Below are 19,925 nucleotides of genomic sequence, written 5' to 3'. Positions count from 1 at the left end.
TAACGCCGGCGGCCGGCCGCTCGGGCGAGCGGCCGGCCGCCGGTGCGGGCGCGCGGTTCCCGATCAGAGCCGCGCGGTCAGCCGCGGATCCACTGCTGGTTGCTGCCGCCGTTGCAGGTCCAGATCTGCACGGCGCTGCCGTTGGCGGTCCCCGCGCCGTTGACGTCCAGGCAGAGCCCCGACCCGACCCCGACGATCGTGCCGTCGGAGTTGATCCGCCACTGCTGGTTGCTGCCGCCGTTGCAGCTCATGATCCGGGCGCGGCTGCCATTCGAGGTGCCGGGCACGTCCAGACACTTGTTGCCGTACACCGTGAGCTGGTTGCTGGAGGTGGCCGTCCACTGCTGGTTGGCCCCGCCGTTGCAGTCCCAGATCTGCACGACCGCGCCGTCGGCCTGGCTGGCGCCGTTGACGTCGAGGCACCGGTTGGAGCCCGCGCCCCGGATCGGGCCGGTCGGGCCCGGATCCCCGCCGGTGCCCACCGGGGTGACGGTGAGGTTGTCGAACTGGGCGGTCACGCCCTGGCCGGTCCCGTACCCGATCTGGCCGGCGACCCAGGTGGAGTCGGACGCCGAACCCACGGTGCTGCCGTCGATGGCCGCGGTGAGGGTGCTGTTGTTGAGCGTGAGGGACAGGTTGTGCCAGCGTCCGGTGCCCAGCGCCGCGACGTTGCCGCTGGCCAGGGTGCGCCAGTTGCCGCTGGTGTTGTTGCTCAGGATGGACCAGGCGCCGCCGTCGGTGACCCGGAGGTAGTAGGCGTTCTCGTTCTGCGGTCCCTGGTGGTTGTACGTGTTGCCCCGCCCGATCAGCTGCGCGTACCCGGCCTTTTCCAGCATGACGTCGGAGGAGACCGTGTAGTTGCGCCAGCTCAGGTCGCCGAGCAGCGTGTACGGGTCGGCGTGGCCGGAGGTCCAGTAGATCGGCGCCTGCTCCGACATCTGGCGTACGCAGTTGCCGGTGTGCCCGCCGCCGCAGCCGACGACCTCGAACGAGCCCTGCTGGTCCATCAGGTACTTCGCCTCGCGGCCCACGGCGTAGCCGTCGAAGTTGTCGGCGTACGGCAGCTTCAGCGTGCTCTGGGCGGGGCTGACCGCCGTGCCCTTGCCCTGCCCGGTCGTGGTGGTGATGCTGTAGACGTAGCCGGGTTGGACGGTCAGCGAGAAGCGGCCGCCGTTCGGGGTGATGTCGCTGTTGCGGACGAAGAAGTCGGCGCTGTTGTTGGAGCGGACGTTCGTCGACCAGACGTGCACGGCGCCGGTGGACAGCCCGCCGGTGACGGTGAAGTCCAGTTGTTGCGCCCCGCTGGCGTCCTGCGTCTCGATGATGGTGCTGTAGTCGCTGTTGTTCGGCGACTTGAGCGAGACGTAGCTGCCGTTGTTGCGGTTCCCGCCGATGTAGCCGCTGGAGGAGTCCAGGTAGCGCCACCCCGGCGCGGTGAACTGGGTGGTCTGGCCCATCACCCAGGCGTTCTTGCCGATGGAGTAGTTGCCGGACCACGGTTGCTGCGCCACCGCCACCCCCGTGGTGGCCCACGGGATGTTGGGGGTGATGGCGGCGATGACGGGCCAGTTGATATAGCCGGTCATCTTGCCGTCGATGTAGTCGCGGTTGATGCCCCGAGCCAGCGCCGGCGCCCCACCGTTGTAGTCGTCGGACCCGTTTTCGCTGGCCCACAGCGGCTTACCGGTCGAGATCGCGTTGCTGGAGCTGGGGCAGCTGCTCTGGGCGCTGCGGTAGCCGCAGACGTAGTGGCTGCCGAAGACCTGCACGGCGTTGGCGAACGCCGGGTCCCGCAGGGTGTCGTCCGCGGCGCCCCAGCCGAAGTCGTCGGAGGCGACGATCTTGATGGCGTTGTAGCCGTGGGAGTCCAGGGCGGACCGCAGGTTCTTGTACCAGCCGGTGTTGTAGCCCTTCTCGTTCCAGCCGCCCAGGTAGTTGATGGTCAGGTTGTGGGTGCCGGCGCAGTTCAACCAGGCCAGCAGATAGTCGATCGAGTCCTGGGACCAGAAGTTGCCGTTGCCGATCCAGCCCGGCGCGCCCCAGGCCAGGCCCACCAGGTTGATGTTGGGGTTACGCGCCTTGGCCTGCTCCATCAGCCACCACTCGTACCCGCGGTTGCAGTTGACGCTGCCCCGGACGTGCTCGTGGCTGGGCTCGGCGCCGGAGGTCGAGTTGGTGTCCCCGCCGATCTCCACCTTGAGCAGTTGCATCGCGGCGCCATAGCCCGGCTTGAACAGATAGTCCAGGATGTCGCTACGCTGCGGCTCCGGATAGTCGATCAGCAGCCGGCTGTTGCCGCCGCCCCCACTGACCGCGCCGATGCCGTCGAGCGCCCGCCCGCCGGACGTGCCGTTGATCGTGATGGCGGTCGCCGCCTGGGCCGGCGAGGCCGACACGGTGAGCACGCTCGCCGCCGCCACCGCCGAGCAGGCCGCCGCCACCGCGAGACGGTGCGGAAGCGGCGCGGTCCGCCGCCACAGCCGTCGGCGTACGCGACCGACGCCGCCGCCGCCTGGGTTTCTCCGGATGCCGAACATCTGATCTGTCCTCCCAGCCATCGCCAGCGCGAGGCGACGCCAGACGGGACCCGACGGCACTGTCCAGCGGGCGGCCCGCGAGGTCGACACCTCGTCGATGATCGTCTATGTGGGGACGTCATATGTTAGGCAGAGCCGACCTTGGCGGTCAATGTCCGGCGGGATCGGCGGAGCCGCGTGTGCCGCGCATCATGTTGCCCTCAGTGCAACGATGCACCTAGTGTCAGTTTGTGATGATCGACGCCGTGCCGCCGGACCGCCGGACGGCGCTCAAGGCACGCCACCGGCGGGCGATCCTCGACGCGGCCCGGGCGCTGATCTCCGACGGCGGCACGGCGCGGTTCAGCGTGGACGAGTTGGCGGATCGGGCGGACGTGGCCCGGCGCACGGTGTTCAACCACTTCGCCTCGGTCGACGACGTCGTGACGACCGTGTGCACCGAGGTCCTCGGCGTGGTCATCGACCGCCTGCGGGATCAGATCACCGCCGGAGCGGCCGGCTCGGGCAGCCGCTCCTCGATGTTCGAGTCGGTCGCGGCCGCCCTGCGCGCCACCGACGTACCGGGGACGATCGCGTTCCTGTGGCGGGCGCTCGGCGGCTTCAGCGCGGCCGACCCGCGCCCGAAGCAGATCTTCCAGGCGACCTTCTCGCGCACCACGGCCGCGCTGGCGCGCGAGGTGGCGGAGCGAAATCCCAACCTCGACCCGCTCGAGGCGGAGCTGCTGGTCAGCTCCCTCATGCACGGCACCGAGGTGATCGCGGAACTCTGGCTCACCGAGACCGGAGCCGCCACGGACGAGGCCGCCAGGGCCCGCTGGCACGACCTGCTCGACCGGCTCATCGACAGCACCCGCAAGGGCTACTAGCAGAAAAGAGCGACCACACCGTGGCCGAATTGCTGTACTCTGCTGGGCACCCGGATCCTCAGCCGCCGGGCCCGCGCGCGGATCGGCCACGCCGACGCCGCCAGGGTGCCGACCCGGCCGATGGGTACGGCCCGGGCGGCGCTCACCGCCGTCGCCGGACTCGCCGCGCTGACCGTCATCGCCATCCCGGCCCTGTCCATGCGACTGGGACTGCCCGACGGGTCTTCCGAGGCACAGGACTCGACCCAGTACCAGGCGTACAAGCTCGTCGAGGACAAGTTCGGCGCCGGCCTCAACGGTCCGCTGCTGGTCACCGCGCAGCTGCCCGGCGCGGTCGACGGCAACGACCTGCTCGCCGCGCAGGCCCGGGTCGGCAACGTCCTGCTCGACCAGCGCGACGTGGCGGCCGTGGCGCCCATCGGCCAGTCGGCGGACAAGACCCTGCTCGCCTACCAGGTCGTCCCCGAGGGCGGACCGAACAGCGAATCCACCGCGCAGCTCGTCCGCGACCTGCGCGGCCTCTCGCCGTTGACCGGCGGCGTGCAGCTGGGCGTGGCGGGCAGCGCCAGCGGCAACATCGACATCTCCAAGCAGCTGGCCGACGCGCTGCCCCGCTACCTGGCCGTCGTGCTGGGTCTCTCGCTGCTCATCCTGATCTTCGTGTTCCGGTCCATCCTCGTGCCGCTCACCGCGACGCTCGGCTTCGTGCTGTCGCTGTTCGCCACGTTTGGCGGCATCACCGCCATCTTCCAGTGGGGCTGGCTCGGCGCGGTCTTCGGCGTACACGATCCGGGGCCGGTCCTCAGCTTCCTGCCCACCATCCTGATCGGCATCCTGTTCGGGCTGGCGATGGACTACCAGCTGTTCCTGGTCTCCGGCATGCGGGAGGCGTACGCGCATGGCGCCCCGGCGCGGCTCGCCGTGCGGCAGGGCGTACACGCCGGCCGGATCGTGGTGGTGGCCGCGGCCATCATCATGATCTCCGTCTTCGGCGGCTTCATCTTCTCGCAGACCACGATGATCCGGTCGCTCGGCTTCGGCCTGGCCTTCGGCGTGCTGGCCGACGCGTTCCTGATCCGGATGCTGCTCATCCCGGCCGTCATGCACCTGCTCGGCCGGTCGGCTTGGTGGATCCCGCGCTGGCTGGACCGGATCCTGCCCAATGTGGACGTCGAGGGCGCCGCCCTGGAGCGCAGCCACCCGGTGCCGCACGCTTCCGCGGACCCGGCCGACCGCTCCCCCGTGACCACCGCTCCCTGACGACCACCCGGAGGCCCCGGGCGGCCGCGACCGCCGTCCGGGGTCCCGGGCGTGGCGGCGTGCCGGCGTCCGGGGTCCCCGGCGTGCCGGCGTGCCGGCGTGCCGGCTCAGTGGAGCTGCGGGCGGCTCACCGGACCGGCCGGGGAACCACTCAACTCCCGGTCGAGGGTCTGTTGGGCCTCCCGCATCGCCGCGGCGTACGCCGGCTCGGCGAGGCGCCGCATCCCCACCTCGGGGGCGACGTCCTCCACCACCGCGCTGATCCACCAGATGTTGCCGAACGGGTCGCGGACCCGGCCGCCCCGCTGGCCGAAGGCGTGGGTGGCCGGCGCGGTGACCACCCGGGCCCCGGCGGCCACCGCCCGGTCCAGCGCGGCGTCGGCATCGGGCACGAAGACCCGCAGCAGCGACGGCATGGCGGGCCAGCCCGGCCGGCGGTCGAAGGCCAGCAGTACGGTGTCGCCGACCCGGATCTCGGCGTGGCCGATGGTCCCGTCCTCCAGGGGAACCAGTCCGGCCTCGGCCCCCTCGAACACCGTGGTGATGAAGTCCAGCATCCGCCGGGTGTCCGGCGTGACGATCCACGGCGCCACGGTGGTGTATCCGTCCGGTGCGACGCTGCTCATGACCAAGCTCCCCTCGTGCGGTAGTCGAGCCGTGCCGACCATAGCGCCGGCATGCGTCAGTTCCTGACCTGATCGCGCGGCACAATGCGGAGCATGTCCGACGCCCGCGGAACCCCCGTCACGCATACCGCCTACGGGCTTGCGGCGGCGTTTCCCGACGTGCTGGCCGCCGATGTCGCCGCCGCGCTGGCTACGATGCCGGCCACACCCCGTCCATGCGCGGAGTCGTGCGTCGTCACGGTCGGGAGCGAAGACCTTCGGATCCCGTACCGGATCTACGCCGACGAACCGGCAGCCGACGCGATCCGGCGGCTGACCCCGAACCAGCGGACCGTATTGCACTGCCTGTACACCCGGCATCCTGACGGGCATGTGCGGCAGCGACACGTCCAGGCGATCCTGCCACTTGCCCTGGAATGGATCGCGCCGTTCGTCGTCCATCTCATCGGCGAGTACGTGCTGGAAATCGTGGCAGACATCCACAACGGGCTTGCCGATGTTGCGGTGTCGGGCAACGACATGAGCGCCGTGTATGGCCGCTTCGCTGCGGCCAACCCCGACTTCCTCGTCAGGACCCGTCAGCGGGCGGCCAGTTACTGGAACTGGTACCACCGCGCTCGCTACCCGCGACTGGCCGATTACCCGGCCACGCCGCTGCTCACCGCCATCCGCAACGCTGCCCATCCCGTTGGCGTCCGCCGGACGATCCGCCCCACCCGCGCCGGCGGCCCAAAGTGGGCTGCTGGTCGCCTGCCGCGTGGCTAGGGTCGCGCAGGTGACAGCAGAGCCGGAGCCGACCGGACCGTTTCGCTGGGACCTGGTCCGCCCGGACCAACTCGGCGGCCTCCTGGAATCCGTGCCCGAGCCGGACCTGTGGTTCCTACCCGACCTCGTCCGATGCGCCGGTCAGTGCCTCGCGCGCAGCGCCAACGGAGACCTGTACTTTGTGGGTCGCTCCCCCGACAGCATCTTTGACCTCCTGAGCGGCGCCCTGGCAGCCACGAGTTGGCGCGACCGCTGTCATCGGCTTCCGCTGTCCCTGTGGAGCGACCCCGATGCCCTGACCCCCGCGCAGGTCGCGCAGTTGCGCACCAACCTTGGGCAGCTGGGCATCACCCCGCACCGACTCGCCCGCCGCCGACGGCCCGTTATGTTCGTTGACCTCGTGTACGGCGGCCGCACCTATGAGAATCTCTTCCGACTGCTGCACAGCTGGGTTACCGAGGAGCGGGCGGCCTGGTCGGTGATCCGCACCAAACTCCGCTTCATCGGCATCACCCGCCAGACGAAGACCAGCCCCAACACGTGGCGTTGGCACCAAGCCGCCCCTTGGGCCGCACTGCTGCCCCGCAGCGCCCTGATCGGCGTCTCGCTGGACCGGATGGTGTGGAGTCACCTCGGCGACCACCAGCACAAGGTCACCCGCTCGTTCCCCGTCGCCTCCTGGCTGGATGAGGACACCCGGCAGCCCGCCCGGGACCCGAAGGCGTTGGCCGCCCTGGCCGAAGCACTGGCTCTGGTCGCCTATGGCCGCTCACTCGACGGCCGTTTCGCGCTGGCCGCGACGATCATCGGTGAACCCACCATGCGCGAGTCCTGGCTGCGCTCCCTGGTCGCCGAGCTGCGCCGCCCCTGACGGCACGGCCGCGCTGCGGGCGATGGCGCGAAGGTCCTTCGACGTGGCCGTCGGACCCGGCAGGCGTGGCGAAACCGGCGGTGGCGGAGCCGCCGTTCGGGGCCGCCGTCATCGGCGGTGGTGGAGTCGCCGTTCGGGGGCGGCGTGACCGGCGCCGGGCCTGCGCGCTACTCCCAGGCGGCCGTGTCCGGGTCGATGCCGTGGGCCCGCGCGCTGGCGTCGACGATCCGGCGGAACCAGCCGGCGAGGCCGACGCGGATGCCGTCGTAGTGGGCGGCGAACCCCGGGTCGGCCTCGAAGCGGCGGCCGAGGCAGACCTGCATCTGCCGGCTCAGCGGAAAGTACGCCGCGAAGACCTCACGGTGCCGCTCGACCAGGCGGTTCGCCTCGGCACTGCCGGGGGCGACGCCGGCGTCCATCGCGGCGCCGAGGGCCCGCTCGTGCTCGGCCACGGCGTCGGCCACCGCCTGCCACTCCTGCGGGCCGCGCGCGGCCGCGCGTTCGGCGTACTGCTGCCACTGGATGGTGTGGCCGTAGCGCTGCCGGGCCTGCCCGGCCCAGTCCGGGTCCCAGCCGGGGCCGAAGATCGCGGCCTGCTGCTCGGTCGTCAGCAGCGGGCCCCGCTCGTGGGCCTCGATCATCCGGTCGAGCCCGTCGCCGAGTTGCCGGAGCCGGTCGATCCGCTCGGTGACCTGGCCGCGCTGCGCGCGCAGCGCGGCGACAGCGTCGGCGGTCGGGTCGTCCAGGATGGCCCGGATCCGGTCCAGGCCAACACCGATCTCCCGGTAGACGACGATGCGGTGCAGGCGTTCCAGGTCAGCAGCCGTGTAGAGCCGGTATCCGGCGGCCGTCCGCAGGGACGGTCGGGCCAGGCCGATGTCGTCCCAGTGGTGCAGCGCGCGGACCGTCACGCCCAGCCGCGCCGAGACCTGACCCAGGGTCAGGCCATCGGCGTCGACGGGATCAGGCATGCGCCCCATTGTGGCCGGGGCCGGCGTCCGGTGGGGTGATCCCGATCGCTGCAAGGTTCCGCGCCTCCCGGCTGTCCGGATCGAGGGGCTTGCCCGCGGTGATGATCACCCGCGCGTTCTCGGGGGTGACCACGTGCACGTCACGGGTGTTCCAGGGCGTGTCCTCGGGGCCGGTGACCGAGTCCGGGCGCACCGCCCGGCAGGCCTCGGCGATGGCGTCGACCTGGCCCAGCACGCACGCGAAGCTGAGGCTCAGCGCGGGCGGCTGCTCCGGTACGCTCTCCGCCGGAACCAGCAGCACGTCCTGGAACGCCCACCGGCGCAGGTGCACGAGCCGGCCGGGGATGCTGAACAGCTCGAAGAACCCCAGCCCGCGTACCCAGAAGTCCACCGATCCGGCCAGGTCGGCCGTGGGGATCGTCGCGAACGCGGGCATCCCGTAGATGCCCCGGAACGGCTCCGGCGCGACCGCGTCAGGGCCGGGCACGGGTACGGGGCTCATCTCGAACGCGTTGTAATGGTCGCTCATGCGCCTCACCTTCCGGCCTCACGCACCGTCAGGGTCAAGCCCGCGGGCCTCCGAAGCTCCGCGAGGGCCGGCGGCCTACGACGCCTGCCGGACCGGGCAGCCTACGACGCCTGCCGGACCGGGCGGCCTACGACGCCTGCCGGACCGGCAGGTCGGCCAGCCAGACGTCGGCCAGGTCGCCGAGCGGGACGTCGAGGGCCCGGCTCAGGCATACGACGGTGCCGAACGCCGGCGCGGGAAGGCGGCCCGCCTCGATCTTGCGCAGCGTCTCCGGGGAGATGCCGGCGGCCAGCGCGACCTCGACGAGCCCCCGGCCGCCTCGCGCGGCCCGGAGGGCGGTCCCGAGGCGCTGGCCCGCGGCGATCTGTGCGGCGGTCAGTGGTTGGCGAACCATGCCGGCAGGATATCCCGTGCCGGGCGGTCCCGGGCCGGCATGGTATAAAAATACCGTCCAGCCAGAGGGAGGCCGCCGTGATCGAGCTCAAGTCCGCCGCCGAGATCGACCGGATGGCCGTGACCGGCCGGTTCGTCGGGGAGCTGCTCGCCGAACTGAGCGGCGTGGCCGCGGTCGGCGTCAACCTCATGGACCTCGAACACCACGCCCGGCGCCGGATCGCCGAACGCGGCGCCGAGTCCTGCTACTGGGACTACGCCCCGTCGTTCGGCCGCGGACCGTTCCGCAACGTGCTGTGCCTGTCGGTGAACGACGCGGTGCTGCACGGCCTGCCGCACGACTACGTCCTGCGGGACGGCGACCTGCTCAGCATCGACATGGCGGTCGGCATCGACGGCTGGGTCGCCGACTCCGCGCTGTCCGTCGTCGTCGGCACCCCCGACCCCGCCGACCTGAGACTGATCGAGGCCACCGAGGTCGCCCTGGCGGCCGGCGTCGCCGCCGCGCGGCCCGGCGGTCGTCTCGGCGACGTCTCGGCCGCGATCGGCGAGGTCGCCCACTCCTACGGATACGGCGTCAACGGCGAGTTCGGCGGGCACGGCATCGGCCGCACCATGCACGAGGCCCCACACGTGTCCAACAAGGGTCGCCCGAACCGCGGCCTCACGCTGCAACCCGGCCTCACCATCGCCATCGAGCCCTGGTTCTGCCGCTCCACCGACCGGATCCGGGTGGACGCGGACGGTTGGACGATCCGCTCCGCCGACGGCTCCCGGACGGCGCACTCCGAACACACCGTGGCCGTCACGACGGACGGCCCCCGGGTGCTGACCGGTCGCCCGGGCCACGGCACCGCCTCGGCGGGCACCGTCCAGAAGCCCGGGGCGGCCTCCTGACCGCCGTCAATCGATTTGGATTCACGGTCTTCATTGCGAGCAAGATCCGCTCTAGGCTTCATGGCGACATCCCCCACCCCCCATGGAGCGTCCATGTTCCGACGAATCGCCAGCACCCTTGGCGCACTCGTGCTCGGCGCGGCCGTGATCAGCGGTCCCGCCTCCCCCGCCACCGCCGCCGACACCCTCCAGGCGGCCAGCCTCAACGCCACCATCGCGCTGAGCAACTGCTCGGCCGCGCTGGTCCGGTATCCCACCTCAGTGGACACCGACCGAGCTCTCATGCTCACCAACGGCCACTGCTACGAGGGCGGCATGCCCGGCGCCGGCGTGGTGCTGCAGAACAAGTCCAGCACCCGGTCGGGCACCCTGCTCAACGCCTCCGGCGGCTCGCTCGGCACGGTACGCGCCGACACGCTGCTGTACGCCACGATGACCAACACCGACGTCTCGCTCTACCGCCTCACCAGCACCTTCGGGGCGATCAGGTCCAGCTACGGCGTGGACGCGCTGACCATCTCCAACACCCACCCGGTGGATGGCAGCAGCATGTTCATCCCGTCGAGCTACTGGAAGCAGATCTGGAACTGCTCCATCAACGGCTTCGTGCCCACCCTGCGCGAGGACGCCTGGACGTTCCACGACTCGATCCGGTACAGCAGCGGCTGCAACACCACGCACGGCACCTCGGGCTCGCCGATCATCGACACGAACAGCGGCAAGGTCGTCGGGATCAACAACACCGGCAACGACGACGGCGCCATGTGCACGCTGAACAACCCGTGCGAGGTCGACGCGGACGGCACCACCCACGCGTACAAGGGCCAGAGCTACGGGCAGCAGGTCTACTGGTTCACCACCTGCCTCAACTCGAGCAACACGATCGACCTGTCGATCGCCGGCTGCCTGCTGACCAAGCCCCCGGGCAGCGGCAACACGGTGACGGTGACCAACCCGGGCAACCAGAGCTCGACCACCGGGACGCCGGTCAGCCTGCAGATCCGGGCCAGCTCCTCCGGCAGCGGCCAGACCCTGACCTACAGCGCCACCGGCCTGCCCGCCGGCCTGTCGATCAACGCCAGCACCGGCCTGATCAGCGGTACGCCGACGACGGCGCAGACCACCACCACGACCGTCACCGCCCGGGACACCACCGGCGCCACCGGTACGACCAGCTTCAGCTGGACGATCGGCTCGCCCGGCGGCAGCTGCTCGGGCCAGCAGTTGGCCAACCCCGGCTTCGAGTCCGGCGCCACCTCCTGGACGGCGAGTTCCGGCGTGATCACCAACTCGTCCAGCCAGCCGGCGCACGGCGGGTCCTACAAGGCCTGGCTGGACGGGTACGGCAGCTCGCACACCGACACGCTGTCGCAGTCGGTCACCATCCCGGCCGGTTGCCGCGCCACGCTCAGCTACTGGCTGCACATCGACACCGCGGAGACCACCACCAGCACGGCGTACGACAAGCTGACCGTCCAGGCCGGCTCGACGACGGTGGCCTCCTACTCCAACCTCAACAAGGCCAGCGGCTACACCCAACGGACCGTTGACCTGTCGTCCTTCGCCGGGTCGACGGTGACCCTGAAGTTCACCGGCGTCGAGGACTCCTCGGCGCAGACCTCGTTCGTCATCGACGACACCGCCGTCACGCTGTCGTAGCAACCGTTCCGCCCCGGTGCTGTGGGTGCCGGCGTCCAGCCGCACCCACAGCACTGGTCACCTCCCCCGCGCCGCGAAGCCGGGACGCCGCCGGCGCCCGGCAGGCAGACCGGGCGGCGGCGGTCGGGCCCGGCGCCGGGCCGGCCTCTCCACCGGGTCGCCTCCGCCTCCGCCTCCGACTGCGTCGGCACGGCCCGTCAGCCGGCCGGGGTGGCCAGGGGGATCCAGATCCGCATCGGCTCGGCCGCGCGGTTGGCCCAGAGGAAGTACGGGATGGCCGCGACGGTCGCCGTCGGCGTGCTCCCTGGGCGCGCCGGCTGCGCCCCCGGGCGGCCCTGCCCGGGTTGGTGGCAGCTGGAATACAGCCCGTCCGGCGGCGCGGCGCGGGCCCGCAGCGGCACGCCGATCGTGACCGGCGCGAGTCCGTCGCTGGTCACCAGGCGCAGCGGTTCCGTGGCGTCCAGTTCGAGGTCCTCGAAGAGCGCGCCGGCCAGGGCGGCGGGCAGGTCCGCGTGTTCGACGCAGTAGACGACCGGGCCGCGGGCGAGCGCCACGCTGCCGCGTACCGCGTCCACCCGGGGATGCGCGGCGACCATCCGGGGCGGCATGGCCAGCACGAGCTCGACCTGGTCGCCGGCCTGCCAGGTGCGCGACAACCGCAGGTAGCCCTCCTCGGCGGCGACCCGGACCGGCCAGCCGTTGAGGGTGACCCGAGCGTCCCGGCACCATCCGGGCACCCGCAGCGCCAGCGTCCACGGACCGTCCGCCGCCTCGGTCAGGACGATCGCGATTCGCTCGTTCCAGGGGTAGTCGGTGCGCACCTCCACGACCCTGCCGTGGCCGGCGATCCGGCCGGCCGCGTACAGGTGCAGCTGCAGCCCGCCGGCGTCGCCGGTGGCCGCGTAGGCGTGCAGCGAGGCCATCAGCCGGGCCAGGTTCGGCGGGCAGCACGCGCAGGAGTACCAGCTCAGCCGCTGCGAGGGGGTGTCCTCGTGCGAGCCGTCGTGCCCGGTGCGCAGTTGCAGTGGGTTGGTGTAGAAGAACGCCCGGCCGTCGACCGCGGTGCTGGCGGCGATGCCGTTGTAGAGCACCCGTTCCAGCTCGTCGGCGTAGTGCGCCTTGCCGGTGGCCAGCAGCAGCCGCCAGGCGGTGTGGAAGCTGCCGATGGCCGCGCAGGTCTCGGCGTACGCCCGGTCCGGTGGCAGCTCGTACGCGTCGCCGAAGCCCTCGTCCTTGTGCCGGGAGCCCTGCCCGCCGGTCAGGTAGGTCCGGGTGGTCAGCGCCGAGCGCCACAGCCGCTCGACGGCCGCGAGCAGGTCGTTGTCCCCGGTCTCGACCGCCACGTCCACCGCGCCGGCCAGCAGGTACTGCTGCCGTACCGCGTGCCCGGTGACCTCGGTCTGGTCCCGGATCGGCGTGTCGTCCTGCCAGTAGCGCGGACCGAACCGGCCCGGGCCGAGCCGACCATACCCGCGCAGGTCGACCAGGCGCCGGGCCTGATCGAGGTACGGCCGGTGGCCGGTGAGCCGGTACAGCTCCACGAGGGCGGTCTCCACCTCCGGGTGCCCGTCGACCGCCTCCGTCCCCTCCGGACCGAACCGGCGGACGAGCAGGTCGGCGAAGCGACGCGCCACCGCCACCACCTGCTGGGACGCCAGGACCTGCGGGGCCGCCCGCGCCGCGGCGACGGCCGCCTGGATGAGGTGGCCGGCCGCGTACATCTCGTGGCTGAAGCCGAGATCGGTCCACTGCCGGTCGCGGTGGTCCACCTGGTAGTAGGAGTTGAGGTAGCCGTCCGGGTCCTGCGCCTTCTCCAGCAGGGCCGCGACGTCGGTGAGGAACTCCGCCGACCCGCCGGACCGGCCGAGCTCCCAGGCCGCCGCCTCCAGCGTCTTGTAGACGTCCGTGTCGGCGAACCACATCCCGGCGTACGGGGCGTCCGCGTCGCCGGTGACCCGGCGCAGGTTGTCCAGGTTGCCGTACGCGGCCAACTGGTCGACGCAGTGCGGCAGGGTGGCCGCGGCGTTGCGCGCCTGCCAGCCGCCGAGCAGGCCGTCCGGGTGCAGCCGGACGGCGGTCAGCGGCAGCGGGCGCAGGGCGGCGAGCGCGGACGGGGTGGGCGCGGCGGGGCCGGTCATCGGGCTCCTCAATCCTTGACGGCGCCGGCCGTGACGCCGGCGGCCACGTAGCGCTGCGCCAGGACCAGCAGCAGCGTGGCGGGCACGGAGGCGACGACGGCGGTCGCCATGATCGCGTTCCACTGCTGGTTGTTGTTGCCGATGTAGCGGTAGATGCCGAGCGTGACGGGCTGCGCGCCGCCCCCGCCGTCGAGCGTGGTGGCGAAGACGAAGTCGGACCACGCCCAGAGGAAGGCGAACAGCGACACCGTGACGATGGCGTTGCGGCTGACCGGCAGGACCACCGACCAGAACGTCCGGACCGGGCCGGCGCCGTCGACGGCCGCGGCGGCGGTGAGCTCGGCCGGGATGCCGGACATGAACGCCGTGCAGATCAGTACGCCGAACGGCACCGCGATGGTCGAGTCGGCCAGGACCAGCCCGGCCGCGCTGTTCAGCACGCCGAGGCGCAGGTAGATCGCGTAGAAGCCCATGGCCATCAGGATCCCGGGGATCATCTGAGCCATGAGCAGGACGAACGACAGCGCCGGGCCGCCGCGCGGCCGCAGCCTCGCCAGCGAGTAGCCGGCCGGCGCCGACAGCGCCACGGTGAGCAGCACCGTGCCGAGGCCGACGAGCAGACTGGTCCCCAGGTAGGGCAGCTGCTGGTCGAGCAGGGCCCGGTAGCCCTCGACCGTGCCGTGGACGGGGAACAGGTACGGCGGATCGTGCCGCAGGTCGTTGTCCCGGGTGAAGGAGACGTTGACCATCCAGTAGACCGGGAACAGCATGATCGCGGTCAGCAGCAGGCCGACCAGGGTTTTGAGCGGCCGGGTCATGACGGTTGCCTCCGCTGCATCCGGATGTGCAGCAGGCCGAAGACCATCGCCATGATGATCAGCAGGTTGCCCACCGCGGCGCCCGGGCCGAACTGCGGCAGCAGGTTGCCGAAGCTGAGCCGGTAGGACCAGGTGGCGAACGTGGTCGACGAGTCGGTCGGGCCGCCCCTGGTCATGATCCAGATGATGTCGAAGACCTTGAGCGTGTAGACCAGCCCGAGCAGCAGCACGATGGCCGAGACCGGGCGCAGCAACGGGAAGGTCACCCGCCAGAACCGCTGCCAGCCGGAGGCGCCGTCCAGCGCCGCGGCCTCGTGGATGTCGGCCGGGATGGCCTGCAGGCCGCTGTAGAGCACGGCCAGGTTGAACGGGATGCCGATCCAGATGTTCGCGATGGTCACGCTGGTCAGCGCCCAGGCCGGCGAGGTCAACCAGTTCACCCCGCCGAACCCGACCGCCCGCAGCGCGGCGTTGACCAGGCCGGATTCGCTGTTCAGCAGCCACGACCAGGTCGAGGCGCTGACGATCAACGGCAACAGCCACGGTACGAGGAACAGCGCGCGAAGCGTCGCCGCCAGCTTGAAGTGCCCGGTGAAGAAGACCGCGAGGGCCAGCCCGATGCTGAACTGGAAGATCAGCGACACGCCGGTGAAGATCACCGTGTGCAGCAGCGCCGGCCCGAAGGTCGGGTCCGACAGCACCCGCTGGTAGTTGTCCACGCCGCTGAACGGGGCTCCGCCCTGCACGAACGAGCGGACCGTGTAGTGCCGCAGGCTCAGGTCGAGGTTGCGATAGAGCGGGTAGGCGTAGCAGGCGACGAGGTAGACCACCACCGGGGCCAGGAAGGCCCAGGCCGTCCACTGCCCGGACCGTGGGCGGCGGGGCGGGCGGCGGCCGAGGTCCGCGGTCGGCGCCGGCGCGCGGTCCAGCACGTTCTGGGCCATGGTCACCTGGTGGCCGCGGCGGCCGTGGTCTGGGCGGCGGCCAGCGCGTCGTGCGGGGACTTGCTCCCGGACAGCGCCGCCTGGAAGGCCGTCCACATCGGCTCGGAGATCTTCGGGTACCGGGTGCCCAGGTTGTCGCTGGTGCGGCCCTTGGCCGCCTGGACCGCCTCGGCCCACACCCGCAGATCCGGGTTCGCCGCCACCTGCTGCTGCCGCACCGCCTGCGCGGCGGCCACGTAGGACAACGTGGTGTCCGTCGCGAGGGCGTTGTCGGCGCTGGTCAGGCAGCCGATCAGCTTCTCTGCCGTGGCGTACCGGCCGGTGTCGGACTGCACGGGAGCGGTGACGAACTCGCCGCCGGTCGGCGCCGGCGCGGTGCCGCCACCCTGCGCGGGAATCGGGAGGATCCCGTACTCGAAGCCGGCCTTCTTGGCGTTGGCCAGTTGCCAGGTGCCGTTCTCGGCGAACCCGAACGTGCCGCTGGCGAACTCCTGCCAGCTCGTGGTCTGGGTGTTGTTGAGCACCGAGTTGGGCGCGTAGCCCTGCTTGAGCCAGTCGGTCCACAGGGTCAGCGCGGCGACGCCCTGCGCGGAGTCGAGCTGGGTGAGGTTGGCGCCGGCGCCCCAGAACCAGGGCAGGAACTGGAACGAGCCCTCCTCGGTGCCGATGGCCGAGAAGGTGATCCCCTTCCTGCCGGCGGCCTTCACCTTCGCCAGCGCGGCGGTGAGCGACGCCCAGTCCTTGACCGTCGCCGGGTCGACCTTCGCCGCGGCCAGCACCCGCTTGTTGTAGTAGAGCGCGAGCGTGTTGGCGCCGATCGGGATGCCGTATGTCTTGCCGTCCAGTTGGCCGGCGGCGAGCAGGTTGGGCGCCACGGCCGAGGTGTCGATCTTCGTGTCCGCCGTGCTGGTGAGCACGCCGGCCTCGGCCAGGGTGGAGACCACCGGGTTGTCCACGATCAGCACGTCCGGAGAGTTGCCCTGCTGGGCGGCCAGCAACGTCTTGTTGGTGAGGTCCGTGGTGTCGAAGGAGGTCCGCTTGACGGTGACGCCGGCGTCGGCGCCGCACTTGCGCAGCAGCGTCACCCAGGCGGAGGAGTCGTCGAACTGCGGGTACGGGTCCCAGATCTGGTATGCCCGGCCGGCGGTGCCGGACGAGGAACCGGGATGGTCGTCGTGCGAGCAGGCGGCGGTCAGGCAGACGGCGACGGAGAGGGCGGCCACCGCGCTCAGAGTGCGGCGAGTGACGGTCATGTCGGTACCCCTTGCCAGGCGGAGGGATGGCGAACGCCGGATCAGGCAAACGATTGCCGAAGACGCTAGGTCCGCTTTTGCGGGACTGTCAAGCGGGAGTTATAGTCGGCTCTCTGGGCTCGGAAAACGGGGAGGAAACGCTGGGCACCACCGTCAGGGGCAGCGCCGGCAAGGGCGGCACGACCGGCAGGGTGGCCACCATCGTGGAGGTCGCGGCCCTCGCCGGGGTCTCCCCCGGCACCGCCTCCAAGGCGCTGAACGGCCGCGGCACGCTGCGCCCGGAGACGCGGCAGCGCGTCCGGGAGGCGGCCGAGCACCTGGGCTTCGTGGCCAATGCGGCGGCTCGCAGCCTCCAGTCGGGCCGCACCTACACGGTGGGCATGATCACCACGGACAGCATCGGCCGGTTCAGCATCCCGCTGCTGCTCGGCGCCGAGGACGCGCTGGGCGCCGGGCAGGTGTCGGTGTTCCTCTGCGACGCCCGGGACGACCCGATCCGCGAGCAGTACTACCTTCGTACGCTGCTGAGCCGGAAGGTGGACGGCATCATCGTGACCGGCCGCCGCACCCAGTCCCGGCCGCCGATCGACGCCGGCCTTCCGGTGCCGGTGGTGTACGCCTTCATCAGCTCCACCGACCCGCGCGACTGCTCGGTGGTCCCGGACGAGGCAGATGGCGCCCGGCGCGCCGTGGAACACCTGCTGACCATCGGCCGGCGCCGGATCGCCCACGTCACCGGTCCCGAGCACCATCACTCGGCGACCGTCCGGGCCGACGCCGCCGTTCGGACGCTGGCCGCGGCCGGGCTGGATCTGGCCGTGCCGGTCCAGTTCGGCGAGTGGAGCGAGGCGTGGGGCCGGCAGGCCGCCGGCATCCTCCTCTCCACCGGCGCCGAGGTGGACGCGGTGTTCTGCGGCAGCGACCAGATCGCCCGCGGCATGGCCGAGGCGCTGCAGGGCGCCGGCCGGCGCGTTCCGACCGATGTGGCGCTGGTCGGCTTCGACAACTGGGACGTCATGGTCGACGGCTGCCGGCCCGCCCTGACCAGCATCGACATGAACCTCGACGGCATCGGCCGCACCGCCGCCGAGTTGCTGCTGGCCGCCATCAACGGCGAGCCCGCGCACGGCCGGCGCGCCCTGCCCGGCCGGCTCGTGCCCCGGGCCTCCACGGCGGTCTGACCGCCCGGGCGGGACCGCCGAAAGCCTTTTCGGGCCGACCCCCGGGCCCGACGCGGCGCCACGGCGATCGACCAAGACATCGACGGTCGCCACTTGACACGCCGAAAACGCCGTCACTAAGGTCCAGGCAAACGATTTCCGGCCATTTCCTGATGGGCGTGGCCGGACGGTCACGGGGGCTGACGCAGCGGCAGGGAGGACCGGCACCATGATGCGAACCGTCCAGGCAGGCGGGCACCGAAGAGCCCGGCGTACGACCATGCTGGCCTCGATCGCGGCGCTCGCGGTCGGGCTGACGTCGGCGGCGTTCGCCCTCACCCCCGCGTCGGCGGCGGCCGCCAGCAACACCCTGGTGGTGAACGCCAACCAGACGCTGCGCCCGGTGACGCACGTGGCGACCGGCAGCCTCTACGGGCTGGCGAACGCCACCCAGCCGTCGGTGTCGCTGGCGCAGGCGATCCGGCCGAACACGTTCGTCCAGATGCCGCAGGGTGGCCGGCAGCAGCCCACCGGGGACATCTCCCAGGTCGCGCCGACCGCCGTCAGCGTCGGCGCCAAGCTGGTCAACCGGCTCTCCGACTACTACGCCGGCTGGCCCTACCAGTTCAGCTGGAGCACCTGGACACCCTTCATCAACTCGCAGATCAACGCGATGAAGTCCGCGTCCTACTACAACAGCATCGCCTCGTACGAGCTGTGGAACGAGTCGGACAATACCTGGCAGTCGGCCAACGGCACGTACGAGAACTTCTGGACCACGACGTTCCGCCAGGTCCGCTCGATCGACGCGACCAAGCCCATCCAGGGGCCAAGCTTCTCGGACAACATCAGCGACATGCGGAACTTCCTGCAGAACGCGGTCAACACGAACACCGTGCCGGACATCCTCGCCTGGCACGAGCTGTCGAGCTCCGCGAAGATCGCCGGTGACGTGGCCACCGTCCAGTCGATCGAGGACCAACTGGGCATCTCCCGCCGACCGATCGCGATCGAGGAGTACGCCGCGCCGAGCGAGGTCGGGCTGCCCGGGCCGCTCGTGGGCTACATCGCCAAGTTCGAGCGGCTCGGCATCCACGACGCCGAGCTGGCGTTCTGGAACCAGTCCGGCGCCCTCGGTGACCTGCTGACCGGGCGCGGCGGCAGCCCGAACGCGGCGTACTGGCTCTACACCTGGTACGCCGCCATGACCGGCAACATGGTCGTCACGAACCCGCCGGCGCAGACCGGCATCGACGGCTTCGCCGCGGTGCCGTCCGGCAACAACCAGGTCAGCATCGTCGCCGGACACTGCTCGGGAGCCTGCGCGGTCACGGTGAACGGGCTCACCTCGTTGAGCCTCGGCGGCACCGTGAACGTCAAGGTCGAGCAGACGGTGTCGCTGGGCCGCACGGTCGCGTCCGGCGGCCCGAGCACGATCTCGAATTCGACGTACACCCCGGCCAACGGCACCATCTCGGTGCCGATCACCATGGCCAGCAACGACGCGTACCGGATCACCATCACGCCGGGTTCCGGGACGCCGCCGCCGTCCTCGCCGCCCCCGTCGTCCCCGCCCCCGTCCGATCTGAGCGGCACGTACCGGATCGCGAACGTCAACAGCGGGCTGCGGCTGGACACCCAGAACTCCGGCACCGCCTGGGGAACCGCCGCGGTCCAGGCCACCGCCAGCGGCAGCTCATCGCAGGTCTGGTCGCTGGTCTCCGCCGGCAACGGGCAGTACAAGGTGGTCAACCAGCTCAGCAACCTGGTCCTCGGCATCCAGAACGCCTCGACCAGCCAGGGCGCCACGGGTCTGGTCTGGGGCGACACCGGCACGGCCGACCACCTCTGGACACCCGTGTCGGACGGCGCGGGCCACTACAAGCTGCGGAACGTCAACAGCGGGCTGCTGCTCGGCGTGGCCAACATGAGCACCGCCTCCGGCGCGCAGACGCTCCAATGGGGTGACAACGGCACGGCCGATCACCTGTGGATCCTTACGAAGCTGTGACCGGGCAGGGCTGATCATGGGGCTGGCGGGTGATTCGATCTCTGGATCGCCCGCCAGCCCCATGATCGACGCGGGTGACGGCGGGCCGCCCCCACCCGGCGGCCGGGCCGGCGCGGGCGGGCCTCGGTCTCGAGGATGACGGTCCTCCGTCGCGCGGCCGAGCCGGACTTCCGATCCGCGGACCGATCCGCCGCCCCACCCCGGCTCCATAGTGTCCCTCCAGGAAA

At 71.3% G+C, this 19,925-nt stretch carries 17 protein-coding genes; 8 read left to right on the top strand and 9 right to left on the bottom strand.

What is annotated here, in order from left to right:
* Positions 1 to 77 precede the first annotated feature (77 nt).
* Positions 78 to 2,537 (bottom strand): ricin-type beta-trefoil lectin domain protein, encoded by a 2,460-nt coding sequence (locus ACFFHU_RS27030; protein WP_377343123.1) that lies wholly within the window; start codon positions 2,535 to 2,537, stop codon positions 78 to 80.
* 233 nt (positions 2,538 to 2,770) lie between these two features.
* On the opposite strand from ACFFHU_RS27030, the gene ACFFHU_RS27025 reads away from it, so the two are divergent.
* Both ACFFHU_RS27025 and ACFFHU_RS27020 read left to right on the top strand, forming a co-directional pair.
* A complete protein-coding gene (locus ACFFHU_RS27025) occupies positions 2,771 to 3,403 on the top strand; it encodes a TetR/AcrR family transcriptional regulator (protein WP_377343122.1) in 633 nt (210 codons plus the stop codon).
* 120 nt (positions 3,404 to 3,523) lie between these two features.
* Positions 3,524 to 4,663, top strand: a complete 1,140-nt coding sequence (locus ACFFHU_RS27020) for an MMPL family transporter (RefSeq protein WP_377343121.1) — start codon at positions 3,524 to 3,526, stop codon at positions 4,661 to 4,663.
* 107 nt (positions 4,664 to 4,770) lie between these two features.
* Here ACFFHU_RS27020 and ACFFHU_RS27015 read toward each other — a convergent pair whose 3' ends face one another.
* Positions 4,771 to 5,289, bottom strand: coding sequence for a VOC family protein (locus ACFFHU_RS27015; protein ID WP_377343120.1), 519 nt, complete (start codon positions 5,287 to 5,289; stop codon positions 4,771 to 4,773).
* 93 nt (positions 5,290 to 5,382) lie between these two features.
* On the opposite strand from ACFFHU_RS27015, the gene ACFFHU_RS27010 reads away from it, so the two are divergent.
* Complete coding sequence (locus tag ACFFHU_RS27010) at positions 5,383 to 6,054, top strand: hypothetical protein (RefSeq protein ID WP_377343119.1); 672 nt, start codon at positions 5,383 to 5,385, stop codon at positions 6,052 to 6,054.
* Positions 6,055 to 6,064: 10 nt separating this feature from the next.
* On the top strand, positions 6,065 to 6,925 hold the full coding sequence (locus ACFFHU_RS27005) for a hypothetical protein (protein WP_377343117.1): 861 nt from the start codon (positions 6,065 to 6,067) through the stop codon (positions 6,923 to 6,925).
* Between the two features lie 167 nt (positions 6,926 to 7,092).
* Here the strand turns inward: ACFFHU_RS27005 and ACFFHU_RS27000 are convergent, their stop codons facing one another.
* The 3 genes from ACFFHU_RS27000 to ACFFHU_RS26990 form a co-directional block, all read right to left on the bottom strand.
* On the bottom strand, positions 7,093 to 7,896 hold the full coding sequence (locus ACFFHU_RS27000; RefSeq protein WP_377343116.1) for a MerR family transcriptional regulator: 804 nt from the start codon (positions 7,894 to 7,896) through the stop codon (positions 7,093 to 7,095).
* On the bottom strand, positions 7,889 to 8,425 hold the full coding sequence (locus ACFFHU_RS26995; protein ID WP_377343115.1) for a VOC family protein: 537 nt from the start codon (positions 8,423 to 8,425) through the stop codon (positions 7,889 to 7,891). Before ACFFHU_RS26995 ends, ACFFHU_RS27000 begins: the two co-directional genes overlap by 8 nt.
* 127 nt (positions 8,426 to 8,552) lie before the next feature.
* The gene (locus tag ACFFHU_RS26990; protein ID WP_377343114.1) at positions 8,553 to 8,819 is read right to left on the bottom strand and encodes a helix-turn-helix domain-containing protein; all 267 of its coding nucleotides are present in this window, start codon (positions 8,817 to 8,819) and stop codon (positions 8,553 to 8,555) included.
* Positions 8,820 to 8,896: 77 nt separating this feature from the next.
* On the opposite strand from ACFFHU_RS26990, the gene map reads away from it, so the two are divergent.
* Positions 8,897 to 9,715 (top strand): type I methionyl aminopeptidase, encoded by an 819-nt coding sequence (gene map / locus ACFFHU_RS26985; protein ID WP_377343113.1) that lies wholly within the window; start codon positions 8,897 to 8,899, stop codon positions 9,713 to 9,715.
* Positions 9,716 to 9,808: 93 nt separating this feature from the next.
* Complete coding sequence (locus ACFFHU_RS26980; protein WP_377343112.1) at positions 9,809 to 11,374, top strand: putative Ig domain-containing protein; 1,566 nt, start codon at positions 9,809 to 9,811, stop codon at positions 11,372 to 11,374.
* A 197-nt stretch (positions 11,375 to 11,571) separates the two neighbouring features.
* On the opposite strand, the gene ACFFHU_RS26975 is transcribed toward ACFFHU_RS26980, so the two are convergent.
* The 4 genes from ACFFHU_RS26975 to ACFFHU_RS26960 are packed head-to-tail and all read right to left on the bottom strand — an operon-like array spanning position 11,572 to position 16,527.
* Positions 11,572 to 13,512, bottom strand: a complete 1,941-nt coding sequence (locus tag ACFFHU_RS26975; RefSeq protein WP_377343110.1) for a glycoside hydrolase family 127 protein — start codon at positions 13,510 to 13,512, stop codon at positions 11,572 to 11,574.
* Positions 13,513 to 13,520: 8 nt separating this feature from the next.
* Positions 13,521 to 14,330: a carbohydrate ABC transporter permease gene (locus ACFFHU_RS26970; RefSeq protein WP_377343109.1), complete on the bottom strand. Its 810-nt coding sequence runs from the start codon at positions 14,328 to 14,330 to the stop codon at positions 13,521 to 13,523.
* Positions 14,327 to 15,274: a carbohydrate ABC transporter permease gene (locus ACFFHU_RS26965; protein ID WP_377343107.1), complete on the bottom strand. Its 948-nt coding sequence runs from the start codon at positions 15,272 to 15,274 to the stop codon at positions 14,327 to 14,329. The genes ACFFHU_RS26970 and ACFFHU_RS26965 overlap by 4 nt, the downstream gene beginning before the upstream one ends.
* 2 nt (positions 15,275 to 15,276) lie before the next feature.
* Entirely contained in the window at positions 15,277 to 16,527 is a 1,251-nt protein-coding gene (locus ACFFHU_RS26960; protein WP_377343105.1) for a sugar ABC transporter substrate-binding protein, read from the bottom strand.
* Positions 16,528 to 16,718: 191 nt separating this feature from the next.
* Here ACFFHU_RS26960 and ACFFHU_RS26955 point away from each other — a divergent pair, with 191 nt between their 5' ends.
* Positions 16,719 to 17,708, top strand: a complete 990-nt coding sequence (locus ACFFHU_RS26955) for a LacI family DNA-binding transcriptional regulator (protein ID WP_377343104.1) — start codon at positions 16,719 to 16,721, stop codon at positions 17,706 to 17,708.
* A 208-nt stretch (positions 17,709 to 17,916) separates the two neighbouring features.
* A complete protein-coding gene (locus ACFFHU_RS26950) occupies positions 17,917 to 19,698 on the top strand; it encodes an RICIN domain-containing protein (RefSeq protein ID WP_377343103.1) in 1,782 nt (593 codons plus the stop codon).
* The last annotated feature ends 227 nt before the right edge of the window (positions 19,699 to 19,925 follow it).

The organism is Plantactinospora siamensis (genome assembly GCF_042434095.1).
Taxonomy (GTDB): Bacteria; Actinomycetota; Actinomycetes; order Mycobacteriales; family Micromonosporaceae; genus KBS50.
The sequence above is the reverse complement of the archived record's forward strand: the minus strand, read 5'-3'. Positions and strand labels throughout refer to the sequence as shown.

What these genes read in the sequence shown, in the direction of transcription:
- ACFFHU_RS27030 (WP_377343123.1), bottom strand. Translation starts at nt 2,537, where the DNA reads ATGTTCGGCATCCGGAGAAACCCAGGCGGCGGCGGCGTCGGTCGCGTA.
- ACFFHU_RS27025 (WP_377343122.1), top strand. Translation starts at nt 2,771, where the DNA reads ATGATCGACGCCGTGCCGCCGGACCGCCGGACGGCGCTCAAGGCACGC.
- ACFFHU_RS27020 (WP_377343121.1), top strand. Translation starts at nt 3,524, where the DNA reads ATGGGTACGGCCCGGGCGGCGCTCACCGCCGTCGCCGGACTCGCCGCG.
- ACFFHU_RS27015 (WP_377343120.1), bottom strand. Translation starts at nt 5,289, where the DNA reads ATGAGCAGCGTCGCACCGGACGGATACACCACCGTGGCGCCGTGGATC.
- ACFFHU_RS27010 (WP_377343119.1), top strand. Translation starts at nt 5,383, where the DNA reads ATGTCCGACGCCCGCGGAACCCCCGTCACGCATACCGCCTACGGGCTT.
- ACFFHU_RS27000 (WP_377343116.1), bottom strand. Translation starts at nt 7,896, where the DNA reads ATGCCTGATCCCGTCGACGCCGATGGCCTGACCCTGGGTCAGGTCTCG.
- ACFFHU_RS26995 (WP_377343115.1), bottom strand. Translation starts at nt 8,425, where the DNA reads ATGAGCGACCATTACAACGCGTTCGAGATGAGCCCCGTACCCGTGCCC.
- ACFFHU_RS26990 (WP_377343114.1), bottom strand. Translation starts at nt 8,819, where the DNA reads ATGGTTCGCCAACCACTGACCGCCGCACAGATCGCCGCGGGCCAGCGC.
- ACFFHU_RS26980 (WP_377343112.1), top strand. Translation starts at nt 9,809, where the DNA reads ATGTTCCGACGAATCGCCAGCACCCTTGGCGCACTCGTGCTCGGCGCG.
- ACFFHU_RS26975 (WP_377343110.1), bottom strand. Translation starts at nt 13,512, where the DNA reads ATGACCGGCCCCGCCGCGCCCACCCCGTCCGCGCTCGCCGCCCTGCGC.
- ACFFHU_RS26970 (WP_377343109.1), bottom strand. Translation starts at nt 14,330, where the DNA reads ATGACCCGGCCGCTCAAAACCCTGGTCGGCCTGCTGCTGACCGCGATC.
- ACFFHU_RS26965 (WP_377343107.1), bottom strand. Translation starts at nt 15,274, where the DNA reads ATGGCCCAGAACGTGCTGGACCGCGCGCCGGCGCCGACCGCGGACCTC.
- ACFFHU_RS26960 (WP_377343105.1), bottom strand. Translation starts at nt 16,527, where the DNA reads ATGACCGTCACTCGCCGCACTCTGAGCGCGGTGGCCGCCCTCTCCGTC.
- ACFFHU_RS26950 (WP_377343103.1), top strand. Translation starts at nt 17,917, where the DNA reads ATGATGCGAACCGTCCAGGCAGGCGGGCACCGAAGAGCCCGGCGTACG.